This is a genomic window from Emticicia fluvialis, from assembly GCF_024793945.1.
In the GTDB taxonomy this organism is placed as follows: domain Bacteria; phylum Bacteroidota; class Bacteroidia; order Cytophagales; family Spirosomataceae; genus Emticicia; species Emticicia fluvialis.
Genome location: NZ_JANUSD010000017.1, coordinates 48,155 through 72,458, shown reverse-complemented (window position 1 = coordinate 72,458; position 24,304 = coordinate 48,155). Strand labels below are relative to the sequence as shown.

The following is a 24,304-nucleotide window of genomic DNA, read 5'->3' as shown; positions in this document are numbered from 1 at the left end:
AAAAATAGGTTTTGTCAGATAATCGTGCCGCCATCAATAGAAAACAACCCGCCGGTAGTATAGCCGGAAGCCGCTGATGCCAGATACAAGGCCATAGGCGATATCTCTTCTACTGAGCCCATACGCGCTATGGGCAGGCGTTTAGTAAAGTGCGCCAGTGTCTTCTCGTTGTCCCACAATGCCTGACTGAATTTTGTTTTAATAAGCCCCGGGCAAATGGCGTTTACCCGTATGCCATCCTGGCCCCATTCCTTGGCAAGCACTTTGGTAAGCATATTTAACGATGCCTTGCTTACGCTGTATATCCCAAGGCCGGGGTCGGGCGTGTGCCCGGCAATGCTGCTGATGTTAATGATACTGCCACCCCCGCGAGCTTTCATGATACCATGAACCATTTTAGAAAGCTCAAACGGGGCTTTCACGTTCACCTGCATAATTTTGTCGAAAGCGCTTTCAGAACAATCCAGCGACGGCCCGTAAACAGGGTTGGTGGCTGCATTGTTTACCAGAATGTCAATTCCTCCGTATATTTCAATGGTTTTATCAACCAGCAATTGCAGTTGAGCCATTTCACCGGCATGGGCGGCTATACCGGTGCATTCGCCTCCGGCTTGTTTTATTTCGTTAGCCAGTTCATCCAAATCGGCCTGTTTTCTGCTGCTTATTATAACTTTGGCTCCGTATTCGGCAAAAATACGGGCTATGGCTTCGCCAATGCCTTTGCTGGCACCGGTAATAACAGCCACTTTACCAGTTAAATCAAAAACGTTTTTCATCAATCGTATAGGGTAGAAAATTATCTTACTGTAAAATCAATCCGCCATCAGCTATCAGGCTCTGGCCAGTAATAAACGATGATTCGTCGGCTGCCAGATACAAAATGGCGCTGGCAATTTCTTCCGGTTTGCCAAAGCGTTTCATGGGTGTGGCATGTTGCAGGGCTTCCAGATACGCGGTATCGGTATCTGTGCCTTCCAGCATGGGCGTTTGTGTAAAGCCCGGGCATACGGCATTGATTCTGATGCCATATTTGGCAAATTCGGTGGCTGCGGTTTTGGTCATGCCTACAACTGCGTGCTTACTGGCCGAATAGGCAATATGGCCTACCATACCCAGATGCCCCGCAACCGAGGCTATATTAACAATATTACCGCTGCGTTGTTCTGCAAAATAATGCAACGCGGTTTTCATACATTGCCAGAGACCTTTTACGTTAATATCAATGATTTTGTCGAAATCGGCTTCCGGATACTTGTCAGTACGTACACGTGGGCCAAGTACACCGGCTGAATTGACCAATACATCAAACCTGCCCCAAAGTGCAATGGTCTGTTCAAACATCTGCTCAATATCGGCAGCGCGGGTAACATCTACTTTTATGTAGCCGGCCTCGCTGCCTGTATCTACAATGGCATTCGCCAACTCGCCATCTATGGTATCAGACAAATCGGCTACCATTACTCTTGCGCCTTCTCTGGCAAATAATATAGCCGCTGCTTTGCCGATGCCCGAGTTACCGCCGGTAATAATAACTACTTTGTCTTTGAATTTCATAGGTGTCGGGTGTTTAGTGAATTGATGATTTTTGTCTGAACTGTGCCGATACGTCGTACCGTTTTACCTGTTTTCCCTGAATAAATTCAGGGTCTAATGAAAAAATAATCCTTTGTTTTGATAGTCGGCGAATTTATTCGCCGAAAAATCAGTAAAATCCTTAAATCAGTTAAAACGGTCTGCCGTCGCGGCACAGTTCAAGACAACCTCATTTCTCACAAAAATAAATAATTTCTCCTGCTGGCAGGGCGTATCTTTCTACCAGGTCTTTTGGCATTTTCAATACAAAGTCATCCTCAGTTACTTTAAAGCCTGCTTTTTCCAGCTCACGGCCATAATCACGGCCAAAAAGGCGGAGGTGGTCGTTCTGCCAGAAAACCCGTTCACGTTCGCGAGGGTCGGTAATGGTTGGGTCTTCAAACGTATGTTCTTTGGTCCAGTCCTGCGGTGATTGTATAATGCCCCATCCTCCGGGTTTCAACACACGATACAACTCAGACATGGCCTTGTGGTAGTCTTCTACGTGTTCCATTACGTGGTTGCAAATTACCACATCAAATGTATTGGCCTCAAACGGAATCTCATGAATATCCATTTTTACCTTTGCCAGCGGTGACTCTATATCAGCCGTTATGTAGTCCAGATTTTTCATGGCCTCAAAACGGTCAATGAAACAATATTCAGGTGCTACGTGCAACACTTTCAGATGCCCGGCACGAAAGAAATTGGTTTTTTCTTTCATGTATAAGGCCATCAGGCGGTGTCTTTCAAGGGCCAGGCAGTTGGGGCAAAGCGCATTTTTGCGGGTTGCCATACGGCCGTAGGGTAAAAATTTATTCAGTTTTACATCACAAACCGGGCACTCTACGGTGTTTCCTTTCAAAATAATGGTGTAAACTTTGAGGGGTATATGGCTGAATAACTGGAGGTATTTTCTTGGAATGAAACGTAATAAGAAACTAATAATTTTGCCCATGCGCTAAAGTTATGACAGTATATCGTTGTAATTTAAGCCCAAAAATAGTTATTTTTGTCTTTGTTTTTACACCAATATTTAAAGATTCGATAAATTTATGGAAATAAAAAAACGAAAACCTCCCGGAAAAAGGATGATTAAAAATATGCCGCTGCGCGTGAAGTGGTTCTTGTCGGCCTCGGTTGGCATGATGCTGGTGGGCTATGGCTTGTCGGTTTTTAGCGAAGCAGGGCATCTGAAGCATACCAATGCCCCTTTTCTGCGGTGGTTTTTGTTGGGTACCTATAGTCTGATTATGGTTAACTCTGGGCTGGCCTTGTTCGGCCAGGCGGTTATTTTCAGAATGCGAATCGAAAACCGCAAGCTGATTAAGAATATTCTGAAAGACCGCGACAAGAAACAGAAAAGAACCCTTACCATAACCAGACTGGAGCCGCCAAAAGCAGATTAAGCATAGAAGCAACCATTGGGCCAGTTAAAACTCAGCCCACTTTGGTGTTTCTTTAGAATTATAAAAAAATACTGCCCTGGTTATCAGGCAGGTGCTTTAAGCAGTTCAGCTTTATGCTTCTGTGTCAAAGCAGGAATTAACACCAATATTATGAGAGAACCGGAAATACAGAAGACAATTATTCCTGTTGATTTGAATGACAAAGCGCTGAAAATTATTTCTTATGCTTTTATAATATCAAAAGATATTTTGTGTAACCACACTATTTTTCATTGCCTGGAAGACGACACCACCAAAGAGGAGGCAGGTGAGCTTCTGAAAGAAATGTTAGTTACCGTGCTGGAGCGTATACCGCAGCTACCCCAAACAACTATAAAAATACATGTTGTAAAAGGCAATTTTATTGAAGAACTAACCAGGCTGGAAGAGCAGGAGAAGTTTAACACTTTGGCCATTGGTACCGGCAATAAGGCGGAAGACTGGGAAATGGGCGAAACAACCAGAAAGATAGTGATGAGCATACCTGTACGGATAATTGCGGTGCCACCGCAGGCAGAGATGGTTTTTCCGGGAAGTCTGGGTGTTTTGGTTGAAACCATCGAGGAGTCGTACAGTGGTGTTTTTGATATATTTATGCAGTTTGTGGCTTACTATAATCTTTTTCTGAGTTTTGTAGTATTTGCCAAAGACAAACAAAAGCTGGAAGAGGAGCGCGCCCTTATTGAGGGTTTTAAAGATTTTTTCAGTGATACCATCACGTTCAGTTTTATTCTGGAAGAAGAACAAACCGTGCTGAATTTTCTTAAGTATGCCGATGAGTTGGGCTGCGACGGCACCGTAATTGCCTGGGACGAAGGCACTACCGCCTACAAGCTGGCGCGTGATACAGGCAGGGTATTCTGTAATCCGTTGAAACCGATTTTATACCTGAACCGCAGCGAGCTGAAGGGAATCCCCGAACATTTGTTTTTTGCTGACGAAATAGCCGAATAAAAAAAAGAGACGCCCGGAAGCGTCTCTTTTTTATGATGGGCAAAATATTTTCTGATTATTTCGCGAATTCCGCTTTCAAAGCCTCAACGTCAACACGTTGAACATCAACTTTCAACGACAAACGTTTGATTTCAGCAATTCTGTTTTTTGCAATTGCCTGGTTTCTTTTTGCTTTACGTTTTAACTGTGTTACTGCCATTTTTTTAGATATTTTGGGCTCCAGAACCCTAAAAAAAGGGCTTAGAGGTATTGAATGATTATATTTTAAAATCGTCCGGAAAGACTATGATTCGAAATCAGGGTGCAAAGTTAAGAAAATCAATGAACAATTAACAATTAACAATAAGTTTTTTACGCTAATTTTGCAGCCGGAAAATTTCATCCGACATTTATATATCTGATACAACAACATGAGTAAACCCGGCTTAGTAAGAGGTACGCGCGATTTTGGGCCATCGGTGATGGTAAAACGGAATTATATTTTCGATACAATTAAACATACTTTTCAGAAATTCGGCTTTCAGCCACTGGAAACCCCCAGCCTTGAAAACCTGTCGGTGCTGATGGGTAAATACGGTGATGAAGGCGACCAGCTTTTGTTTAAGGTATTGAACTCAGGCGATTTTTCGAAAGATCTGGCTCAGAAAGACCTGGACGAAGGCTTTAAAAAGCTAACCCATAAAATTTCAGAGAAAGGTTTGCGTTATGACCTTACCGTGCCTTTTGCCCGTTATGTGGTAATGAACCGCAACGAACTGGCCATACCCTTTAAAAGGTATCAGATTCAGCCGGTATGGCGCGCCGACCGACCGCAAAGGGGGCGTTACCGTGAGTTTTATCAGTGCGATGCCGACGTGGTAGGTACGGATTCTCTTATTTGTGAGGCCGAAATAGTGTTAATGCTGCATGAGATTTTCCAGAACCTGGGCATTGCAGACTTTACGGTTAAAATCAATAACCGCAAGATATTATCTGGCATTGCCGAAACCATTGGCATGAAAGGCAGTGAAGTACCCTTGACAGTAGCCATTGACAAACTGGACAAAATAGGAAAAGAAAAAGTTGAGGATGAATTGCGAGAAAGAGGTTTCTCTGATGAAGTGATAGCAAAACTGCAGCCTGTTTTTAACTTGCAAGGCAGTAGTGCGGAGGTTTTAAGTGGGCTGAAAACCTGGTTGAAAGATTCTGAAACCGGTTTGAAAGGTATAGAAGAGCTGGAGAGAGTATGGAATCTGGTTGAATCGTTCGGATTGCAGAATCCTAAAATACAACTGGATATTACGCTGGCACGTGGATTAAGTTATTATACAGGCGCTATTTTTGAGGTTAAAGCTAATGGCGTGCAGATGGGGAGTATCTCAGGCGGTGGCCGTTATGACAACCTGACAGGTACTTTTGGTTTGCCGGGCTTATCGGGTGTAGGTATTTCGTTGGGGGTTGACCGTATTTTCGACGTAATGGAAGAACTCGGCCTTTTCGCGGATAATCAAGGTGTAACCACTAAAATATTACTCACTAACTTTGATGCTGAGGCTGAAAGCTACTCATTACCGTTATTGAAAAAACTGCGCGACGCGGGCATTAATGCCGAAATATACCCTGACCACGCCAAGCTGAAAAAACAATTTGAATATGCCAACAAGAAGCAGATTCCGTATGTGTGCGTGGTGGGTTCAGAAGAGATGGCCAGCGGAGAATTAACCCTGAAAGACATGCAAAGCGGCGAACAAACCAAATTAACTTTAGAGAACATTATACAGAATTTGAAATAGCAACCTCAACCTTTAACAATGCTTAAAAACAGAAAATTTATTGCTTACACGCTGGTAATCGTAACAACGGTGGTTGCTACGCTTTCGTTTTATTTCTGGCAGGTGGCCAGCAGCGCTAACCTGAACGTAAAGGGCGAAAAAACCTTTGTGCTTTACATACCTACAGGTGCTACCTATAAGAACGTGGTAGACTCTTTGCATAAGCATGGCATGATACACGACGAAATTTCGTTTCAGTTTCTATCTAAATGGATGAAATACCCCGAGAATATAAAACCGGGCAGATATGAAATAAAACCGAACACGGGTAACAAAACATTGATATCGAAACTGAAAAGAGGCCAGCAGGATGATGTACGCCTTACTTTTAACAATATCCGCCTCAAGTCTGACCTCATTAAAAAAATCGGTAGCCGCTTTGAGTTCAGTACCGAAGAGTTGCAGGCTAAACTGAGTAACAAAGAGGTTTGTGCGAAATATGGTTTTGACACCACCACTATTATGTGTATGTTTTTGCCAAATACTTATTTTGTGCGCTGGACCACCACCACCGATAAGTTTCTGGACAGAATGCACAGCGAATACAAAAAGTACTGGACCGACGCCAAACTGGCCAAGGCAAAATCAATAAACATGACACCCGTTCAGGTAGGCATTCTTGCTTCTATTGTTCAATCTGAAACCAACAAAAAAGACGAAATGCCACGTGTGGCCGGGTCGTATATAAACCGTCTGGCTATTAATATGCCATTGCAGGCCGACCCGACCGTGAGATTTGCCCTGCGGGATTTCAGTATCAAGCGAGTAATGGAAAAACACCTGCGCACTAATTCGCCCTACAATACTTATCGTATTTCGGGTTTGCCTCCGGGGCCGATTGCCCTTCCGGAGCCAGTTGCGCTGGATGCCGTGCTTAACTACGAGCGCCACAAGTATATTTATTTCTGTGCCCGTGAAGACTTCTCAGGCTATCATAATTTTGCCGAGAATTACACCGACCACCTGAAAAACGCACATATTTATCAGGAGGCACTCAACAAAGCCATGATTCGCTGATGTATCAATTTGATTATGAGTACCGTATCCGCTATGCAGATGTAGACCAGATGGGGTATATGTATTACGGACACTATCCTCGCCTGTACGAAATCGGAAGGGTAGAAGCCTTGCGATCGCTGGGTTTACGCTACCGCAGCCTTGAAGAAATGGGCATTATGATGCCGGTCTATGAGTGTCATTGTAAATATCTGCAACCCGCCAGGTATGACGACCTCGTTACTATACGCGTTATTATCAAAGAAATCCCAAAGGTGCGCATTGTATTTCATTATGAAATTTACAATGAAGAAAACGTATTACTAAACGTAGGTGAAACCACACTGGTATTTGTTAAAATGGCTACCAACAAGGTATCTGTTTGCCCACCGGAGATTCTTAACAGGCTGAAGCCGTATTTTTCCTGATTGTGTCTGAACAATGAAATAGCTAATTTGATGATATAATGAATCAATATCAGGCTAAAGTTCAGTTGTTGCAACAGTTATCAAATTGTGAAACATAGTGTTCAGGTTGTGTACATTGTGGCATATTTAATTTAGTGCCGCAATGTACACCATGTATTCAAGGCCGTTCAATTCTGTTATTCAGTAAAGATTTTATCTTCATTGACACCATATAAATCATAAAGTCAGCAAAATCTAAAGATTTACTCCAGCTATATCTCAAAAGCTACTTCTTTAAAATCAAAAGTCCGTACTGCGCCGTTCACTTCAATCATCAGCGCGCCATTAGGGGCCACATCCACAATTTTACCTGCAAAGCGCTCCTGCCCACTGGTATAATAATGGGTTTCATCAAAGCGGAACAAGTGCTGCAGGTACTCTTTTTTCTGTTCGGCAATATGGCCATTTCTTAGCTGCAAATAATATTTTTCAAGGCAAATGCATAGTTCGCCCACCAGCGCTTCAAGGTCAAATTCGTCTTGTTGGGTAGCCAGCCTTAGCGATATTACCTTACTGTTGCTAAAGCTCAACTGGTTAATGTTTACGCCTATACCTACAATAGCGTGGCTCAGCCTGCTACCTGCCAAACTGTTTTCAATCAGAATGCCAGCTATTTTGCGGTTGCCTACATAAATATCATTGGGCCATTTAACAGTTAAGCCCGCTTGTATATATTTGCTCAGAAATAAATGAACTCCGAGCGAGACCGCTATGTTAAGGTTAAACTGGTCGGCGGCGCTCAGAAAATCAGGCTTTAAAATGACCGACATCGTGATGTTCTGCCCCGGCATGGTTTCCCATGTATTACCTCTCTGGCCACGGCCGGCTGTCTGGTCAGATGTTATGACAAGAGTGCCATCAAAAATTTTCTCATTTTGAATTTTTTCGGCCGCTACGTCGTTAGTAGAATGACAACTTGGCAGGTAAATGGTATTTTTGCCAATAAAAAGAGTTTTGGGCTGAAAATTGTTCAAATTTTAGTAATTTAGCGTTTTGTGTATAAATATTTGTTGATATATACAATTAATGTCTATATTTAGAATTAATAATAATAATTATTCTGAATTATGCCGGGCAATGTTCTTCAGTAATCAAAGGACGGCATATTTCATGCAAAATTAAAAGATGGCGAAAAAAAATAAAGAACTTTCAGGTGAAGAGTTAAGCCGCTTGGTAGTGCATGGCATGTTAGAGAAAAAAGCGGCCAACATAGTGGTGATGGATTTGAGAAACGTAAAAAATGCAATTACTGATTTTTTTGTTATATGTTCGGGAAATACCGACACGCAAATTGATGCAATTGCCACTTCAATAGAAGAAGAGATTATCAAAGCTTCAGGAATTCGCCCTTGGCATCAGGAGGGAAAGCAAAACAAAGAATGGATATTGCTTGACTACGTTGACGTAGTTGCCCATGTTTTCAGAAAAGACCGACGGAAATTCTATGACCTGGAGGCGCTCTGGGGTGATGCTGAACTGACCGAGATTGCCGAAAGCATGGAACCTGAACTCCCTAAACAAATATTAATAGATTGACCTTCAACAGTGAAAACCTTTGCAGTTTAGGCAATTTTATGTAAAGGTTTTCGGTATTATTAATAATTGCATTAAACTTTGAAAAAATAAAAACATGTCAGAAAACAGTAATGACTCCCCAAGAAGAAAACCTCAAACTAGTGGCGGAGGCGGGTTGCAGGGTTGGATTGTAGCGGTTATTATTATAGGTATTGTTGGCTTTTTGCTTTATTCACGTCAGGCAACTCTTGCGCCAGTAAAATATACCGAACTTGAACAAATGATTTTACAGAAGGATGTAAGAAGTATAGCAGTAGTTGACGGAAACAAAACTGTTGAAATTACGCTTACTCCTGAAGCCCTTCAGAAACCAGATTACCGGAAAGAACTGGGTAATAATAGATTTACCCTGAATGGCCCCCATTTGAAAATGGATGTAGTTTCGGTAGAATCTTTTATGAGAGATTACACCGAGTTTTTGAAAACTGCACAGGTTGATGAAAATTACAAAAAAACACTATATCCGGAAAGCGTAGAAAGACAAGACATCATGACAATGGTTTGGCAATTGCTGCCATTTATTGTAGTGCTGGGCTTGATGTACTTCCTCATGAGCCGTATGGCTGGTGGTGGAGGCCCCGGTGGCGCTATTTTCAACATTGGTAAGTCGCGGGCTGCATTATTTGATGCCGACAGCAAAGTTAAAATCACATTTGCTGATGTGGCCGGTCTTGTAGAAGCCAAAGAAGAATTACAGGAGATTGTAGATTTCTTGAAAACGCCTAAAAAATATACCGAACTAGGGGGTAAAATTCCGAAAGGTGCCTTACTTGTGGGTCCTCCGGGTACGGGTAAAACCCTTTTGGCTAAAGCCGTAGCCGGCGAAGCCAGCGTTCCTTTCTTCTCATTGTCTGGTTCAGACTTCGTTGAGATGTTTGTTGGTGTGGGTGCCGCCCGTGTGCGTGACCTCTTCAAACAAGCCAAAGAAAAAGCGCCATGTATTATTTTTATTGATGAGATAGACGCCGTGGGTCGTTCTCGTGGCCGTGGCGCTATGCCGGGCGCTAACGACGAACGTGAAAATACATTGAACTCGCTACTGGTTGAAATGGACGGTTTCGGCTCTGATGCCGGTATCATTATTCTGGCAGCTACCAACCGCCCTGATGTATTAGATTCTGCCTTGATGCGTCCGGGTCGTTTCGACCGCCAGATTAGCGTAGATACGCCAGACCTTATCGGTCGTGAGGCTATCTTCAAGGTACACATGAGACCTTTGAAGCTCTCTGATACCATCGACATTAAAAAACTGGCAGCACAAACACCGGGTTTTGCCGGAGCCGAGATTGCCAACGTTTGTAATGAAGCAGCACTTCTGGCTGCCAGACGCGGCAAGAAGTTTATTGATATGCAGGATTTCCACGATGCCATTGACCGTGAAATCGGTGGTCTGGAAAAGAAAAATAAATTGATTTCGCCTGAGGAAAAAGAAATTGTTGCTTACCATGAAGCAGGCCACGCAGTGGCTGGGTGGTTTCTGGAGCACGCCAATCCTCTGGTAAAAGTAAGTATCGTACCACGTGGAATTGCCGCTTTGGGTTATGCACAATACCTGCCTAAAGAGCAATACCTGTATCGTACCGAGCAACTTTTTGATGAAATGTGTATGACACTCGGTGGCCGTGCGGCAGAAGATGTTGTATTTGGCAAGATTTCAACCGGCGCTTTGAGTGACCTGGAACGCGTAACCAAAAGTGCTTACGGTATGACCACCGTTTATGGTATGAATGCCCGCATCGGAAACGTTTCGTTCTATGATTCTAAAGCCCAGGGCGAATATTCATTTACCAAGCCTTATTCTGAAGAAACAGCCAGAATTATTGATGAAGAAGTAAAGAAACTGATTTCTGAAGCCTATGAAAGAACCAGAAATCTGTTAATTGAAAAACGCGACCAACTGGAGGTGATTGCACAGGAACTATTGAAGAAAGAAATCATTTATCAGTCTGACCTTGTAGATTTGATAGGTAAACGTCCTTTCGAAAAACTGACCAATTATCAGGAGTTTATGGATAGCGATACCAGCACCAAAGAAAAGGATCAGAACAATGATAAAACTGATGTAAAAGTAGAGGAAAAAGTTTAAAACCTCTCTTGCTATATTATTACCAGCAAAAGGCTGCTCTGAAATTTCAGGGCAGCCTTTTGCTTTGGTTCTCTGCAGTACAATTATCTGGCGTTAATAATTGCCACAGTAAATCTTACCACGCAAACCAGCTTTTGCTCTTCTGTTGTTATTTTAATATCCCAAAGGTGGGTGGTGCGGCCAATATGCAAAGGGGTAGCTTTGGCATAAACCCAGTTACCCGCACTTACAGGGCGAACATGGTTGGCGTTTATTTCAAGGCCAACGGCACGTTGGGTGGTTGGGTCGTCTAAGGTAAGTACCGAGGCAATACTGCCCAGGGTTTCGGCCAGCGCTACCGACGCCCCACCGTGCAGAATCCCGAACGGCTGCGTGGTGCGGTGGTCTACCGGCATACGGGCAATTACATAGTCTTCTCCCAGTTCTACAAATTCTATTCCCAGGTGGTCGCCCATTGAGTTACTGTTCAGGTTTCTGAGCGCTTCAAAATCAAGATGTTTTTTAAACATGGTATATGAAGTTAATGTTGTTTTCTTTAAAAAATACAAAAAACGTACAGCAAAAAGGCCAGAATTTTCGTAATTTTGAGTATATATTATGTATTGAAGCCTAAATCTAAGTTTAGTTTAATAAAATTCAATACTTTATTTGATTAATCTAAAACCTACCATTTTGTCAGTAAAAACAATTTATCTGATTCGCCACGGGGAGACTGAATATAACCGCATGGGAATCGTTCAGGGAAGTGGCGTAGATTCTGATCTCAACGAATTAGGATTTGCACAGGCCAGAGCTTTTTTTGATGCTTACCAGCATGTAAATTTTCACAAAATTTATACCTCAAACCTGCGTCGCACGGTGCAAAGTGTGCAGCATTTCATCAACAACGGCATTACCTATGAGCAACTGGAAGGCTTAAATGAGATTTGCTGGGGAGAAAAAGAGGGCAAAGCCCCCAATTATCAGGAAGACGAATTTTATCTGGATGTGCTGCGCCGCTGGAAACTGGGCGAAACGCATATTCCCGCTGCTAATGGCGGAGAATCGCCGGATGAAGTAGCCGCACGGCAGAAAATTGCTTTTCAGCATATTTTATCACGCCCGGAAGAAGAGGTGGTACTGGTTGCCATGCACGGTAGGGCCATTAGAATATTGCTTACCCATTTGCTTAATTTGCCACTGTCTAAAATGGATGATTTTGAGCATACCAACCTTTGCCTGTATAAGCTGGTGTATTCTTATACCGACAACGCATTTGCGCTGGAGTTAAGCAATGACGTATCTCACCTAATGGTTTTGGCTGAATAACCATATCTCCGTTTGTAAAAGCATAAATCCATTGATGTATAAAAAACATTTTCTGTGGTTTTGTGCTTTATTTTTATGATATTTAGGTGCTGTTCTGATTCAAAGTGGCATAGTAAAATGGTTTTGTGTTAGTGTATAGACTTATTTTTAATGAATAAAAATAAATTATATTGGGTTTTCCAGATTACCGGGTGGTCGTTGTATAACCTGAATGAGGTTTTTCAATACAGCATACAGTATGACTATGACCACGACATGATCTTTAATGCGCTGGCCAATATTATTTTGTCTATACTGCTTACACACCTTTTCAGGGTAGTAGCCCGAAAGTTTAACTGGGGTGCGCTGCATTTACCGCAACTGGCTGCCAGAGTAGGGCTGGGGGTTTTGTTAATGACAACCATAATGGTGGCTGTAAACCTCCCTCTCGATTCGAAGTACGTAGGCGAATTGCTGAAGGCAAATCCGATTCTTACCATTGAGTACCCTATTAATCTGGCCAAGCCTTTTCTTGTTTGGGCGCTTATATATATGTTTTACAGGCACTCGGAAGAAAGACGCCAGCGCGAAGTAGAAGAAATAAAGCTGAAGTCGTCAATCAAAGAAACCGAAGCAAAGGTATTGCGCGCACAAATGAACCCCCACTTTATGTTCAATGCGCTTAATAGCATCAGGGCATTAGTGTTGGAAGACCCCACACGTGCGCAGCAGGGTATCACGCAATTATCTAATATCCTGCGCAGCTCGCTGCTGGCCGACAGGCGCAAAACGGTGTCGTTAAAAGAAGAGCTGCGTACCATTGAAGATTATCTGGCGCTAGAGAAAGTGCGTTACGAAGAGCGCCTGCAAATGAAATGGGATATTGACCCTGAAACTCAGAACGTGCAGGTGCCGCCCATGATGCTGCAGACCCTGGTAGAAAACGCCATTAAGCATGGCGTGCAAAAGGCTATCAACTGGGGTTTTGTTGAAATAAATACCAGTTTGTCAGACAACAAACTGTATATCAAGATACGTAATACCGGGCAGTTGCAAAGCACCGAATCTAATTCTGAAGCAGGTGGTTTCGGTTTGAAGAATACGTCTCAACGCCTGGAGCTGCTCTATGGAAGCGAGGCCTCGTTCAGGATTTTTCAGGAAGATAACCTGACCGTATGTGCCGAAATCATGATTCCGCTGAGTGGCTCAGATGTAAAAGTGATAGGCCATGAAGCAAAAAGCACAGCCACAGCCTAGTTGAAACCACAATAGATATTCACCAATTAATAACTCGTAGTGCCGGCGACCCGGTCATAACTTACGATGAAAGCACTGATAATAGACGATGAACGTTTGGCACGTAATGAATTGCGCAGACTGTTAGAGAATTTTCCTAAAATAAATATAATAGGAGAGGCCGCCAATGCAGAGGAAGCCCTTAACCTGATTGACGAACTACAACCGGATTTGTTGTTTCTGGATATTCAGATGCCCGGTAAAAACGGTTTTGAGTTGCTTGAAGCCATTGAAGGCAAAGTGCCGGAGGTAATTTTTACCACGGCCTATGATGAATATGCCCTGAAGGCCTTTGAATTTAATGCCCTTGATTACCTGTTGAAGCCCATAGATATTCAACGGCTGGCGGAGGCCATTCAGCGCGTTGAAGAAGAGCAAATGCATGAGGTAGAACGCAAAGAAGGTATGAAATTGCTGGGCGAGAGCGACCAGGTATTTGTAAAAGACGGTGAAAAATGCTGGTTTGTGAAGTTGGGCCGCGTGCGATTGTTTGAGTCGATGGGCAATTATGTACGCCTTCATTTTGATGACCAGAAGCCGATGATTCTTAAGTCGTTGAATAGCCTTGAAGAGCGGCTGGACCCCAAAATATATTTCAGAGCAAACCGCAAGCACATTATAAATCTTGCCTGGATTGATAAAATTGAACCCTGGTTTTCGGGTGGTTTATTAGTAACACTTAAACACGCCGAAAAAACAGCCAACCCCGAGAAAATTGAGATTTCACGCCGGCAAGCCATTAAGTTTAAGGATTTGATGAGTTTGTAAGGGGAAAGTAATATGAACTAAAGAAATCCCGTCAGGATGAGATATTTTTTTGTATCTTCCTGACGGGATTTTTCTATAGTAGAGCCGCAATGCTTGCGGCTAATCGTAGAATCGGTTATGAACGAATGAGATTTATAACTCTAACAATCAATTAGCATTTTGTAGTTCTCGCAGGCCCACAAAGCCGCAAGCATTGCGGCTCTACAAAATTTAACTAAATTATTAAACTTTTTTAAAATCTGATTTTGTATTAAAAACCAAATATTCTATTAATTCAATGTATATACACATATTTTTTATAGGTTTCAGATACTGTACCCTGAAATTTTTTAATGCACGGATATTTTTTATTGCTGAAACCTGCCTTTGAAAGCTGAATTAATTAACTTAAAATTGTGTTGTCAATTTGAAATAGAAATACAAATATTTACAGTTTTTTACGTTAATTGTTTATTAAGAACGGCATAGGTTTTTTAAGAATTTGATAACCCCGCATAAGCATAACTATTTTCTGAAATTTGTAAGAAATTCTTTGTAGGTAATGCATATTCTTAAGAAATTTGTATGACACAATCTTCAAAACTTCATAATGAGCGACGAAATTAAACACGAATGTGGCATTGCCCTGGTTCGTCTTCGTAAACCCCTCCAATATTATATTGATAAATACGGCACACCCCTTTATGGTATAAAGCGTCTGTATGTTTTGATGGAAAAACAATCAAATCGTGGTCAGGACGGAGCCGGTGTGGGTAATGTGAAGCTGGAAGTACCACCGGGTAGCAGATACATCAGTCGCTATCGTTCGGTAGAAAACCGCCCGGTTACTGATATTTTCAATAAAATCAATGAAAAATATCGCGAGGTGCTACGAAACAACCCGGATAAGTTTAAAGATGCCAAGTGGTTGCAAGAGAATTTGGCGTATTCAGGCGAAGTATGGTTGGGTCATTTGCGTTACGGAACACACGGCAAAAACGAAATTGAAAATTGCCACCCGATGCTACGCCAGAGTAACTGGCGTAGCCGTAACATGCTCATGGCTGGTAACTTTAATATGACCAACGCCGAAGAGCTGTTCAGGAAACTGGTGAAACTGGGCCAGCATCCAAAAGATAAAGGAGATACAGTAACCGTGATGGAAAAAATCGGTCATTTTCTTGACGAAGAAAACCAGAGAGTGTTTGACCGCTTTAAAGGAATTTACGAGAATCCGGCATTATCGGATATCATAGAAGACAATATGGACCTCCCAAGGGTTCTTTACCGTGCCTGCCGTGATTTTGACGGTGGCTATGCTATGGCTGGTATTACGGGTTTTGGCGCATCGTTTGTAGTACGAGACCCCGCGGGTATTCGCCCGGCGTATTACTGGGCAAACGACGAAGTGGTGGTTGTGGCTTCAGAAAAACCGGCTATTAAGGCGGCTTTCAATGCCAATTATGATGAAATTGCTGAGATTCAACCAGGCAATGCCCTGATTATAGATAAACATGGCGAGTATAATGAGTTTCAGATTATGAAACCATTAGAGAAGAAATCTTGCAGCTTTGAGCGCATTTATTTCTCGCGTGGCTCAGACCCGCAAATCTACAATGAACGCAAAAGGCTGGGGCAACTGCTAATACCGCAGATATTGGAGAAGATTGATTATGACCTTGAAAATACAGTGTTTTCGTATATTCCTAATACTGCCGAAATGGCATTTTTCGGAATGGTTGAGGGGTTGGAAGAATACCTTGCCGACTGGCGTTTGAAGCGCATTACCGATGGTAATTTGTCGGCCGAGGAAATCAAAAAGGTATTGTCTTTCAGGCCGAGGATAGAGAAGCTGGTATCTAAGGATGTGAAACTGCGCACCTTTATTACCAACGACGATGAGCGCGACGAGATGGTATCTCATGTGTATGAAATGACCTACGAGGTTATCAGGAAAGGCATTGATACGGTAGTGGTGATAGATGACTCTATTGTGCGTGGAACCACGCTTGAGAAGAGTATCCTGAAAATGCTTGATCGGCTGGGCCCTAAGAAGATAATTATTGTGTCATCAGCACCGCAGATTCGCTACCCTGATTGTTATGGTATTGATATGTCTAAAATGAAAGAGTTTGTGGCGTTTAGAGCCATGCTCGATTTGTTGAAGAAAAATGGTATCGATTATATGAAGCAAGAAGTTTACGCACAAAGTGTGGGTGCTTTACAAACCAACAATGCTTATGATACCAACTTTGTGAAACAATTATACAACAAATTTACTGACGAGGAGATATCTGACAAAATTGCTGAAATTGTAACCCCCGAAGGCATGAATGCCGAGGTTTCTATGGTTTACCAGACCGTCGAAAACCTGCATAAAGCTTGCCCCAACCATTTGGGCGACTGGTATTTTACCGGTAATTATCCTACTCGCGGGGGTAACCGTGTGGTAAATCAGGCTTTTGTAAACTTCATGGAAGGCAAACTGGTAAGAGCATATTAATTGATTTTAGCATAAAGGGTATCTTATAATAAAAGGGAGCAGACCAATCGGCCGGCTCCCTTAGTGTTTATAGAAATTTAACGAACCAAACACAAATCTGCTTTCTCAGGCAGATAAATTGCCCTTTTTCTTCTTTTTGTCGGGCAAACTAAACACATTATTGGCCACCTCTTTCAGGCCAATCAAACGCAGCACGTCACGCAAATCGATTACTTCCTGAATAGGAATCACTCCATTCTGAGAAATAGTTGTTGTGGTATCCATCACCGTTTTTTATAGTTTTTTATTGTTGACAAATTACATAACAAAGGTAACCCGGAGAGCGAATATTCGCGAAATATACCCACTGATTTTCGCAGATATTTATTTAGTGGTTAAGGCACTGAGTAGGTAAGCCGGGTCCTTAGCTGGCATTAACAGTGATGTTTTGCCGGGTTTTGCTTTAACAGCCCCCAATTAAAAAGCAACCGCCCAAAGAGCCGTTGCTTTATTCATCACCTAACCACTAAAAAGTATTATAAATAATACCGTTTATCTTATTCTTGCAGCTGGTTCTGAACAAGCCGTGGGGGCTGTCAGACACTATGAAAATAGGCCAGCTTATTAATAACTTCTTTAAGTCTTCTTCTAGATACGCCAATATGCCTGCCGCCTTCTATCTTAATTTCTCCTGCATTTTTGGCAACTTCAACACCTTTTACAAACATCATATTAACCAGGTGCGACTTGTGGATTCTGAGGAAAAGCTCCTCTCCGAACATCTTTTCAAAATCTTTGAGCGTTCTAGCTGCCAGATACTCACGGTTTTGAGTATAAATGTAAGTATAGTTGCAGTCGCCCTCCAGTCTTACAATTTTTTCCATTGGTATCTTTATCCAACGGTCCAGATAAAAAACTTTTATCTGCAGATGGTCTTCTGCATAATCAGAATGACTGAAAGTAGCTTTTACTTTTTGAAGTTCAAAATCAATACTGTTCATAATTAAGCTGGGTTATTTCACTTCAAACATAATTTGTAAACGAAAATTATGCAACCCAACCAAAAGGCTTAACTTTTGTAAAGTATTGATTATGAGAGTTTTATAATGAAAGCAGACCGTTAAATCAGGTAATTTCCCCTAAGAAATTACGTAAAACTACGTAGATGCTTTCATGGCTGTTTTATCAGTTTTTATGACTGACTTCTCTGTAAAAATATGCTTTATAATTACAATATGCATATATTTGCAAAAAATTTTATTAAACGGCAGACACGTGTTAGACAGAATCAAGGAAGTAATAGATGAAGTAACCGTTGCTACGGTTGGTAGCAAGGATGACCTCGAGAATTTTCGCCTCAGGTACATTAGTCGCAAAGGTATTCTGAACGACTTGTTTGAGCAGTTCAAGACTGTAGCAAACGACCAGAAGCGGGCAGTAGGACAAGAGCTGAACAAGCTGAAAACCTTTACCGAACAACGGTTTAAGGATTTCTCTGAGGAGCTTGAAAATGCAACCGACGATTCAGCCGGTAGTAAGCTGGATCTTACTTTACCTGTTGCACCTAACTTTGCAGGTTCTGTTCACCCGCTTACATTAACCCGTCAGCGTGTGTTGGAGGTATTTGCCCGCATGGGTTTCAGCCATGAAGATGGACCCGAGGTAGAAACAGACTGGTATAACTTTACAGCCCTGAATTTTGCCGAAAACCACCCTGCCCGCGAAATGCAGGATACTTTCTTTGTTGAGAAAAAAGCTGCCCAGAAAGATGACGTGCTGCTGCGCACGCATACTTCAAACGTGCAGGTGCGTTTAATAGAAAGAAAGAAGCCACCCATCAGGTCTATAATGATTGGCCGTGTGTATCGTAACGAGGCTATATCGGCCCGGGCGCACTGCCAGTTTCATCAGATAGAGGGTCTGTATGTAGATAAAAACGTAAGTTTTAAAGACCTGAAAGATACGCTTTATCACTTTGCCAAAGAGATGTTTGGTAAAGATACCAAAATTCGTCTGCGCCCCAGTTACTTTCCGTTTACTGAGCCAAGCGCCGAAATTGACGTATCTTGTTTTATATGTGGGGGTAAAGGCTGTAACATTTGTAAGCACAGTGGCTGGGTAGAAATTGCCGGCTCTGGTATGGTAGACCCCAACGTATTGCAAAACAGCGGAATTGACCCTGAAGAATACACAGGTTTTGCCTTTGGCATGGGCGTAGAACGTATTACCATGCTTCGCTACGGAATTAATGATTTACGCTTGTTCTTTGAGAACGACGTGCGCTTTCTGAGACAATTTGAAGGTGCCTGATGCAGATTGTAGATAAGAGAAACTCTGCCCGGAAGGGTGGAGTTTTTTTGTGTCTGCATCACCCGAAAGCTGTAGTCATAAGCAAACAAAGGTTTGTTGTTGCATCGGGTTTGATTTTTTCAGAGAAAAAAAATGAATTGTGGGTAAAATTATTTAATCTTGCCTTTCAGCTGGCGCGGTTTTTTAGTGTTATAAAAGAATAAGTATAACCACCAACAACCTTCAGACATTGCTCAACTAGAAAAGATTTAAAAAGTATTATGAAGTATCCGGCACTTTTAAAATTGCTGACTGAAACCGGAATTATTCCGGAAGACCAGTCTGGCAAAATACAGGTTTATGAAAAAAATAAGCCTTTCTCTATTCATTGGGAATTACGGACTTTCCTTTACGCAGGCATTGTACTGTTAGGCACCGGCCTGGGCACCGTTATTTATTTCAACATTGATTCTATTGGCCATACGGTTCTTATCAGCCTTATTGTGGCGGCTTTTCTGGGCTGCCTGTGGTATGCATTCAGGTATCGCAAGCCCTTTAGCTGGAATGAAGTAACAACCGGCGATAAACTGGACGATTTCGCCCTGCTGGCAGCCTGCGTGCTGTTTCTAACGCTGGAAGGTTACCTGCAATACCAGTATAATATTTTTGGCACCCGTTACGGGTTGGTTACTTTTCTGCCCGCTGTATTGTTTTTCTTTCTGGCTTACCGGTTCGACCATCGGGGCGTGCTTTCTATGGCCATCACGGCTTTTTCTTCCTGGGTGGGGGTTAATATTGCGCCCATTAAATTGTGGCAACAAAAGAACTTTTCAACGGTTGATTTAACTAATATATCTATACTTCTTGGGGTGGCGCTGATGGCCGCTGGTTTTATAGCCGGATACAAAAAGCTAAAGGCTCATTTTGCTTTTACTTATCTTATTTTTGGCTCAAACATTGCATTTGTTGCGGGGCTGGCAGGTCTTATTCAGTTTGAAACCAAATTTTTGTATATGCTGCTGATAGCCCTTTTAAGTACCGGTAGTATATGGTATGGCCGCAAAATGCAGTCTTTTGTGTTTTTGTTGATGGGCGTGCTGTATGGGTACGTTGCTTTTACCTATTTTATTTTTTACAGAGACTGGGCACAGGGGCTCAGTTTTACCATATATACTTTGTATTATATGGCCTCGGCGGTTGGTATAGTGTTGTTTCTCATCAACATCAAACAAATAATTGGTATTAAAAAATGAAAAAAGCGTATAACGAAACCTGGGTTGATAACATAGAAAACCGGAATACCATTAAAGACTGGTATGATGAAAAAGTGTTGAGCAAGCAACAGTACGACAAGGCAATTGATTTATTTCCGGTAAATTTCTACCAGCCCAATATGTTTATTGAGTTCGGTTTGTTCATATTTACTAATCTGGCCTTATCGGCTGCATTTGGTTTTTTGTCTATTACCATCTTTCAAGACATACTTAACACAAGCACAGGGCTGGCAATAATAAGTTTAATCTATTGTGTATTACTAATTGTATTTCTTGAATACCTCATCAGGAAAAGAAAGCTCTATCGTTCTGGTACCGACAACGCCCTTTTGTATGTAGCCATAGGCTCGCTTCTAACAGCTATTTTTAGCTTTACCGATTTTAAGTGGCATATCTCTGCTTATTTTCTGGTTTCGTTGCTGGTATTTATTCCTTTCCTGATTCGGTACGGCGACCCTTTCGTGGCAGTAGGCATTTATGTAGCCTGGATCGCCTTCTGGTTTTCATTGGTTATCAGATACCCGGCCGGTAAAGATTTGCTGCCATTTATTATCATGGGGGTGTCTGCCGTTGGTTATTTTATAACCAGATGGTGGCAAAATAAAAATGCCTCTGCTTACTATGCCGATGCACAGATTTGCATAGAGGCTGGCGCGTTGATAACCTTTTATGTGGCCGGAAATTACTGGTTTGTGCGTGAAGGAAATGCTTTCCTGAATAACCTGGCTACCTCGGTTCAGATAAAATTCGCTCTTTTGTTTTATGTGCTTACGGTTGCTGTTCCTGCGGTATATCTGGTGTGGGGTCTTAAGAAGCAAAACAGAAAAATGGTGCTGGTAGGCATTGCTGCTGCGTGGTTTGATGTTTTTACGTTCAGGTTTTACTTTTCAGAAATACCCATCGAATGGGCCATGACCATCGGCGGGGCATTTCTGGCTTCGTTTGCAGTTTGGGGTATATGGTTTTTCAAAACTCCCAAATGGGGTTTAACCAGCAAGCAGACCCTTTCTGCTAAAGACCGCGATTTTGAGGTTTTTCTGTTGAGTCAGGTACTGCCGCATCAGGCACAACAAGGCAATAAAATGAAATTCGGCGATGGGGAGTTTGGTGGTGGCGGTAGTGGGAGTAGGTATTGAGATGGGTGAATGAGTGAGTTAGTGAATGAGTTAGTGAATGAGTGATTGAGTGAATTAGTGAGTTAGTGAATGAGTGATTTAGTGATTGAGAGATTTAGTGAATGAGTGAGTTAGTGATTAGTGAATTTTATGATTTTATTCTTTGATAATCGTGAACCATTGTGTCGCATTCTGTGCATCGTGGCTGTAAAAGTTAGCCTCAATGTTTGCCACCATGTACACAAAGTACTCAAAGTAACACAATTCAGTTCAAATTATATGCCATTCTGGCAAAGTTCAAGACCATACGCCATTCGCTCATTCATCATTCACAATTATAACCACAAACTCACTCATTCACTAAATCTTTTATTTCTTTCTCCCAAAATACCCGCAACACTTTTGAGTTAACACCTACTTCTTTAAAGAAATGGAGCCAGAAAAGCTGCTGGTTTGAAAGGTTATCCGTTGGTGATTTTACTTCTACAAAGCAATAATCGTTGTCGTCCCACATAAAGAGGTCAGGGAAACCACGCAGGTTTTCTACCAGGTTTTTCGACATCTCGTGCAGGATTTTCTTCAGTGCCTCAAAGTCTATTACCTCAACCGCCTTGCGCACCACAAGCCACATTTCTTCTACCCATGGCACAAAGGGGTTGGCAATACCGAATTTTGATTCATAATGCTCGCCCATATATACCAGCAGTAACTGGATGTTATCAAAGCTATCAAGATGATTGATGATGATGTCTTTACGTTTTTCGTAGAAATCGGGCAGGTATAAATCAGACGGGCGGCGTTGAAACGGATGATGGAAGGCAACCAGACTGGGGTCGAAAACGATATCCCAGAAGATAAGGCCAAAAATAGCCCGCCAAACGTAGTTTTCTGAAAACACAGCCAGCTTACCGTTGCTCTGGTAATAATCTACCACGCCCATTTCTACCTGATGCCTGAAGCCCTCTGAAATAGTAATGCTTTCAGAACGGTGCAGCCATGAGGTAGTACTCTTTTTATATACCCGTTTTTTACTGTTTACGTAGTTGATAAAATCAAACGCAAAGAACTTTTCATCTGCATTTTTCGGAAACTCAATCATCAACTGGCAAAGCGAAAGCGCTTCTTCAACATAGCCCAGTTTTTGGAGTGTCCGCACCTGTCGTTCTCTTGATGGTACCTGTTCGGTAAGGCGGTAGGTGTTCAGCGCTTCGTCATACAGTTTGCTTTTTTCAAGAAATGTAGCCACTTTAATAATCAACCTTTCATAAGCCGGTTTAGCTACTTCGCTCAGGTCGCCTACGGTGTCGGTAAAGTTCATAAACCAGTCGTAAACCTCAAGCGGCGGTGCCGATTGTTTCAGTTGCGAAAACAAATCGTTCTGGTCAGTTATCAGCCATTTGTCTTCGGCGTCTTTGCGGGTGTTAAAACGCGCCACCAGTTTGTCGTCGTCGTGGCTTTCATATTGCACCAGTCCAAGGTCTCTGACCACAAACTCGGTCATGTCCAGGTAGCGGTTACCAAAAAACAGAAACTTCATAAAGGTAACCTCAAACTCAAAACAAACCTTTACAACAGGCTCCATGTCTCGCACGGCATCAGCTATTTCTTCAAAGCTGAAATCGCTCAGAATAGCCTCTACCAGTTCATCTTTCTTTAATTTCTTATAAGATTTTCGCTCCGATTTGGGCAGATGTTCCTGGCTGAGCGCCATAATCGGAGCAAACCGTATGCAGAGTTCGTCTTTACCAAACACCCCCAGCAGTTCTTTGCCGAAGGTTTCGTGTTTATTAGCATTAATATGTTCTATAAATTCTCTGTCCAGTAGCTCGTTCAGCAGGGCGGGTATATCCGTTAACTCCTCGTAAGAGAGCCTGTTAATTTTAAAGAACAAGCCTTTGCGGTTACTGAAACGAATAAAAAGGCATTGAGCATCTTCGCTCAGGCAGTAGTATTTTCTCAGGAAGCGCCACTCGTTTTCGTTCAGGATATGGCGGTACTTCTCCTGTACAAAGTCTAACAGGTAGTTGAAATAATCGAGATAATATTTAGGAGGAAGCTCGTTTTGTTCTGCCATAATGATAGAAACAAAATTCAGGTATCAAGGGTTCGGCAGTTTCAGTTTGAGGCCGTCATAGGCCAGATGGATATTGGGAGGCAGCTCTGCTTCTACATCAGCATGCAGGCCCATTTTATGGCTTATGTGCGTAAGGTAGGTGGTGCCGGCATTTACTTTCCGGGCTACCTCTATGGCCTGCCCCAGTGTAAAGTGAGAAATGTGCGGCTCACGCTGCAAAGCGCCCAGCACCAGCACATCAGACCCATAGATTTTCTCCATTTCCTGTTCAGAAATGTAGTTTACATCAGTAATATACGTAAAGCCACCTATACGGAAACCAAGTACAGGCAGGCGGTGATGCAGCACCTCTATCGGCGTAAAGAAGATGCCCTCAATCTGAAAAGGTTGCAGGCTGATTTCGTTAAGATTAATAAGCGGAACGCCCGGATACTTGATGTCGTCAAAAGCGTAAGCATACTCACGTTTCAGTTGGTTTAGCACCCTGGGGTGGCCGTAAATATTGAGGTGGCGAATGCCATGCAGGTAGTTATAGGGGCGCACGTCGTCAAGCCCGGCTGTATGGTCTTTATGTTCGTGGGTATAAATGATGGCGTCTAGCCGGGGGATACGCTCGCGCAGGGCTTGTTGACGGAAGTCAGGGCCGGTGTCTATTACAAAATTTTTGCCGTTTACTTCAATCCAGACAGATACCCGCAAACGCTTGTCTCTGAAATCTAAAGAATTACAGACCTCGCATCCACACGTCAGTACGGGAACACCCGCTGAAGTACCTGTTCCTAGAAAAGTTACCTGCATGCCTGTGATACGGTAGCAACCCGTAAAGATTGC

24 protein-coding genes are annotated in these 24,304 nt (G+C 42.5%); 14 read left to right on the top strand and 10 right to left on the bottom strand.

The window, feature by feature from the left end; genetic code table 11:
* Window positions 1-14: 14 nt before the first annotated feature.
* The 3 genes from NZ848_RS18285 to NZ848_RS18275 form a co-directional block, all read right to left on the bottom strand.
* Complete coding sequence (locus NZ848_RS18285) at window positions 15-776, bottom strand: glucose 1-dehydrogenase (protein ID WP_253526721.1); 762 nt, start codon at window positions 774-776, stop codon at window positions 15-17.
* A gap of 25 nt (window positions 777-801) precedes the next feature.
* A complete protein-coding gene (locus tag NZ848_RS18280; protein WP_259016737.1) occupies window positions 802-1,554 on the bottom strand; it encodes an SDR family NAD(P)-dependent oxidoreductase in 753 nt (250 codons plus the stop codon).
* A 208-nt stretch (window positions 1,555-1,762) separates the two neighbouring features.
* The gene (locus NZ848_RS18275) at window positions 1,763-2,530 is read right to left on the bottom strand and encodes a class I SAM-dependent methyltransferase (protein ID WP_259016736.1); all 768 of its coding nucleotides are present in this window, start codon (window positions 2,528-2,530) and stop codon (window positions 1,763-1,765) included.
* 97 nt (window positions 2,531-2,627) lie between these two features.
* Here NZ848_RS18275 and NZ848_RS18270 point away from each other — a divergent pair, with 97 nt between their 5' ends.
* On the top strand, window positions 2,628-2,981 hold the full coding sequence (locus tag NZ848_RS18270) for a hypothetical protein (protein ID WP_259016735.1): 354 nt from the start codon (window positions 2,628-2,630) through the stop codon (window positions 2,979-2,981).
* Between the two features lie 150 nt (window positions 2,982-3,131).
* A complete protein-coding gene (locus NZ848_RS18265) occupies window positions 3,132-3,974 on the top strand; it encodes a hypothetical protein (protein ID WP_259016734.1) in 843 nt (280 codons plus the stop codon).
* Window positions 3,975-4,029: 55 nt separating this feature from the next.
* On the opposite strand, the gene NZ848_RS18260 is transcribed toward NZ848_RS18265, so the two are convergent.
* Window positions 4,030-4,173 carry a hypothetical protein gene (locus NZ848_RS18260; RefSeq protein ID WP_253526703.1) on the bottom strand — a complete coding sequence of 48 codons (144 nt, stop codon included), beginning with the start codon at window positions 4,171-4,173 and terminating at the stop codon, window positions 4,030-4,032.
* A gap of 211 nt (window positions 4,174-4,384) precedes the next feature.
* Here NZ848_RS18260 and hisS point away from each other — a divergent pair, with 211 nt between their 5' ends.
* Genes hisS through NZ848_RS18245 form a run of 3 tightly spaced genes read left to right on the top strand, consistent with a single transcriptional unit; the run spans window position 4,385 to window position 7,209 of the window.
* Window positions 4,385-5,746 (top strand): histidine--tRNA ligase, encoded by a 1,362-nt coding sequence (gene hisS, locus NZ848_RS18255; RefSeq protein ID WP_259016733.1) that lies wholly within the window; start codon window positions 4,385-4,387, stop codon window positions 5,744-5,746.
* A gap of 18 nt (window positions 5,747-5,764) precedes the next feature.
* On the top strand, window positions 5,765-6,802 hold the full coding sequence (mltG, locus tag NZ848_RS18250; RefSeq protein ID WP_253526691.1) for an endolytic transglycosylase MltG: 1,038 nt from the start codon (window positions 5,765-5,767) through the stop codon (window positions 6,800-6,802).
* On the top strand, window positions 6,802-7,209 hold the full coding sequence (locus NZ848_RS18245; RefSeq protein ID WP_253526689.1) for an acyl-CoA thioesterase: 408 nt from the start codon (window positions 6,802-6,804) through the stop codon (window positions 7,207-7,209). Before mltG ends, NZ848_RS18245 begins: the two co-directional genes overlap by 1 nt.
* A 251-nt stretch (window positions 7,210-7,460) precedes the next feature.
* On the opposite strand, the gene NZ848_RS18240 is transcribed toward NZ848_RS18245, so the two are convergent.
* Window positions 7,461-8,222 carry a biotin--[acetyl-CoA-carboxylase] ligase gene (locus NZ848_RS18240; RefSeq protein ID WP_259016732.1) on the bottom strand — a complete coding sequence of 254 codons (762 nt, stop codon included), beginning with the start codon at window positions 8,220-8,222 and terminating at the stop codon, window positions 7,461-7,463.
* A 151-nt stretch (window positions 8,223-8,373) separates the two neighbouring features.
* Between NZ848_RS18240 and rsfS the strand changes: the two genes are divergently transcribed.
* Both rsfS and ftsH read left to right on the top strand, forming a co-directional pair.
* On the top strand, window positions 8,374-8,784 hold the full coding sequence (gene rsfS / locus NZ848_RS18235) for a ribosome silencing factor (protein ID WP_253526677.1): 411 nt from the start codon (window positions 8,374-8,376) through the stop codon (window positions 8,782-8,784).
* 94 nt (window positions 8,785-8,878) lie between these two features.
* On the top strand, window positions 8,879-10,909 hold the full coding sequence (gene ftsH / locus NZ848_RS18230; protein ID WP_253526675.1) for an ATP-dependent zinc metalloprotease FtsH: 2,031 nt from the start codon (window positions 8,879-8,881) through the stop codon (window positions 10,907-10,909).
* Between the two features lie 83 nt (window positions 10,910-10,992).
* Here the strand turns inward: ftsH and NZ848_RS18225 are convergent, their stop codons facing one another.
* Window positions 10,993-11,418 carry a PaaI family thioesterase gene (locus tag NZ848_RS18225; protein ID WP_101725691.1) on the bottom strand — a complete coding sequence of 142 codons (426 nt, stop codon included), beginning with the start codon at window positions 11,416-11,418 and terminating at the stop codon, window positions 10,993-10,995.
* Window positions 11,419-11,581: 163 nt separating this feature from the next.
* Here NZ848_RS18225 and NZ848_RS18220 point away from each other — a divergent pair, with 163 nt between their 5' ends.
* The 4 genes from NZ848_RS18220 to NZ848_RS18205 all read left to right on the top strand — a co-directional run bounded on the left by NZ848_RS18220 (window position 11,582) and on the right by NZ848_RS18205 (window position 16,742).
* Window positions 11,582-12,217, top strand: a complete 636-nt coding sequence (locus NZ848_RS18220; RefSeq protein WP_259016731.1) for a histidine phosphatase family protein — start codon at window positions 11,582-11,584, stop codon at window positions 12,215-12,217.
* A 150-nt stretch (window positions 12,218-12,367) separates the two neighbouring features.
* A complete protein-coding gene (locus NZ848_RS18215; protein WP_253526669.1) occupies window positions 12,368-13,453 on the top strand; it encodes a sensor histidine kinase in 1,086 nt (361 codons plus the stop codon).
* Between the two features lie 66 nt (window positions 13,454-13,519).
* Window positions 13,520-14,260, top strand: a complete 741-nt coding sequence (locus NZ848_RS18210) for a LytR/AlgR family response regulator transcription factor (RefSeq protein WP_101725689.1) — start codon at window positions 13,520-13,522, stop codon at window positions 14,258-14,260.
* A 589-nt stretch (window positions 14,261-14,849) separates the two neighbouring features.
* A complete protein-coding gene (locus tag NZ848_RS18205; RefSeq protein WP_259016730.1) occupies window positions 14,850-16,742 on the top strand; it encodes an amidophosphoribosyltransferase in 1,893 nt (630 codons plus the stop codon).
* Window positions 16,743-16,847: 105 nt separating this feature from the next.
* Here the strand turns inward: NZ848_RS18205 and NZ848_RS18200 are convergent, their stop codons facing one another.
* Both NZ848_RS18200 and NZ848_RS18195 read right to left on the bottom strand, forming a co-directional pair.
* Entirely contained in the window at window positions 16,848-17,006 is a 159-nt protein-coding gene (locus NZ848_RS18200; RefSeq protein ID WP_158237902.1) for a hypothetical protein, read from the bottom strand.
* A gap of 311 nt (window positions 17,007-17,317) precedes the next feature.
* Window positions 17,318-17,722 (bottom strand): LytR/AlgR family response regulator transcription factor, encoded by a 405-nt coding sequence (locus NZ848_RS18195; RefSeq protein ID WP_259016729.1) that lies wholly within the window; start codon window positions 17,720-17,722, stop codon window positions 17,318-17,320.
* Window positions 17,723-17,996: 274 nt separating this feature from the next.
* On the opposite strand from NZ848_RS18195, the gene pheS reads away from it, so the two are divergent.
* The 3 genes from pheS (at window position 17,997) to NZ848_RS18180 (ending at window position 21,420) form a co-directional block, all read left to right on the top strand.
* Window positions 17,997-19,031 carry a phenylalanine--tRNA ligase subunit alpha gene (gene pheS, locus NZ848_RS18190; protein ID WP_259016728.1) on the top strand — a complete coding sequence of 345 codons (1,035 nt, stop codon included), beginning with the start codon at window positions 17,997-17,999 and terminating at the stop codon, window positions 19,029-19,031.
* Window positions 19,032-19,291: 260 nt separating this feature from the next.
* Window positions 19,292-20,263, top strand: a complete 972-nt coding sequence (locus tag NZ848_RS18185; protein WP_259016727.1) for a DUF2157 domain-containing protein — start codon at window positions 19,292-19,294, stop codon at window positions 20,261-20,263.
* Window positions 20,260-21,420: a hypothetical protein gene (locus tag NZ848_RS18180; protein ID WP_259016726.1), complete on the top strand. Its 1,161-nt coding sequence runs from the start codon at window positions 20,260-20,262 to the stop codon at window positions 21,418-21,420. Before NZ848_RS18185 ends, NZ848_RS18180 begins: the two co-directional genes overlap by 4 nt.
* A 328-nt stretch (window positions 21,421-21,748) precedes the next feature.
* On the opposite strand, the gene NZ848_RS18175 is transcribed toward NZ848_RS18180, so the two are convergent.
* Window positions 21,749-23,473, bottom strand: a complete 1,725-nt coding sequence (locus tag NZ848_RS18175) for a VRR-NUC domain-containing protein (RefSeq protein ID WP_259016725.1) — start codon at window positions 23,471-23,473, stop codon at window positions 21,749-21,751.
* Window positions 23,474-23,497: 24 nt separating this feature from the next.
* Entirely contained in the window at window positions 23,498-24,271 is a 774-nt protein-coding gene (locus NZ848_RS18170) for an MBL fold metallo-hydrolase (protein WP_259016724.1), read from the bottom strand.
* Window positions 24,272-24,304 lie beyond the last annotated feature (33 nt).

Excerpts from the sequence above, each read along its gene's own strand:
- rsfS (WP_253526677.1), top strand. The coding sequence starts at position 8,374 with ATGGCGAAAAAAAATAAAGAACTTTCAGGTGAAGAGTTAAGCCGCTTG.
- NZ848_RS18170 (WP_259016724.1), bottom strand. The coding sequence starts at position 24,271 with ATGCAGGTAACTTTTCTAGGAACAGGTACTTCAGCGGGTGTTCCCGTA.
- NZ848_RS18265 (WP_259016734.1), top strand. The coding sequence starts at position 3,132 with ATGAGAGAACCGGAAATACAGAAGACAATTATTCCTGTTGATTTGAAT.
- NZ848_RS18285 (WP_253526721.1), bottom strand. The coding sequence starts at position 776 with ATGAAAAACGTTTTTGATTTAACTGGTAAAGTGGCTGTTATTACCGGT.
- NZ848_RS18260 (WP_253526703.1), bottom strand. The coding sequence starts at position 4,173 with ATGGCAGTAACACAGTTAAAACGTAAAGCAAAAAGAAACCAGGCAATT.
- NZ848_RS18270 (WP_259016735.1), top strand. The coding sequence starts at position 2,628 with ATGGAAATAAAAAAACGAAAACCTCCCGGAAAAAGGATGATTAAAAAT.
- NZ848_RS18180 (WP_259016726.1), top strand. The coding sequence starts at position 20,260 with ATGAAAAAAGCGTATAACGAAACCTGGGTTGATAACATAGAAAACCGG.
- NZ848_RS18200 (WP_158237902.1), bottom strand. The coding sequence starts at position 17,006 with ATGGATACCACAACAACTATTTCTCAGAATGGAGTGATTCCTATTCAG.
- ftsH (WP_253526675.1), top strand. The coding sequence starts at position 8,879 with ATGTCAGAAAACAGTAATGACTCCCCAAGAAGAAAACCTCAAACTAGT.
- NZ848_RS18205 (WP_259016730.1), top strand. The coding sequence starts at position 14,850 with ATGAGCGACGAAATTAAACACGAATGTGGCATTGCCCTGGTTCGTCTT.
- NZ848_RS18280 (WP_259016737.1), bottom strand. The coding sequence starts at position 1,554 with ATGAAATTCAAAGACAAAGTAGTTATTATTACCGGCGGTAACTCGGGC.
- NZ848_RS18275 (WP_259016736.1), bottom strand. The coding sequence starts at position 2,530 with ATGGGCAAAATTATTAGTTTCTTATTACGTTTCATTCCAAGAAAATAC.
- NZ848_RS18195 (WP_259016729.1), bottom strand. The coding sequence starts at position 17,722 with ATGAACAGTATTGATTTTGAACTTCAAAAAGTAAAAGCTACTTTCAGT.
- NZ848_RS18210 (WP_101725689.1), top strand. The coding sequence starts at position 13,520 with ATGAAAGCACTGATAATAGACGATGAACGTTTGGCACGTAATGAATTG.
- mltG (WP_253526691.1), top strand. The coding sequence starts at position 5,765 with ATGCTTAAAAACAGAAAATTTATTGCTTACACGCTGGTAATCGTAACA.
- hisS (WP_259016733.1), top strand. The coding sequence starts at position 4,385 with ATGAGTAAACCCGGCTTAGTAAGAGGTACGCGCGATTTTGGGCCATCG.
- NZ848_RS18185 (WP_259016727.1), top strand. The coding sequence starts at position 19,292 with ATGAAGTATCCGGCACTTTTAAAATTGCTGACTGAAACCGGAATTATT.
- NZ848_RS18175 (WP_259016725.1), bottom strand. The coding sequence starts at position 23,473 with ATGGCAGAACAAAACGAGCTTCCTCCTAAATATTATCTCGATTATTTC.
- NZ848_RS18215 (WP_253526669.1), top strand. The coding sequence starts at position 12,368 with ATGAATAAAAATAAATTATATTGGGTTTTCCAGATTACCGGGTGGTCG.
- NZ848_RS18245 (WP_253526689.1), top strand. The coding sequence starts at position 6,802 with ATGTATCAATTTGATTATGAGTACCGTATCCGCTATGCAGATGTAGAC.
- NZ848_RS18225 (WP_101725691.1), bottom strand. The coding sequence starts at position 11,418 with ATGTTTAAAAAACATCTTGATTTTGAAGCGCTCAGAAACCTGAACAGT.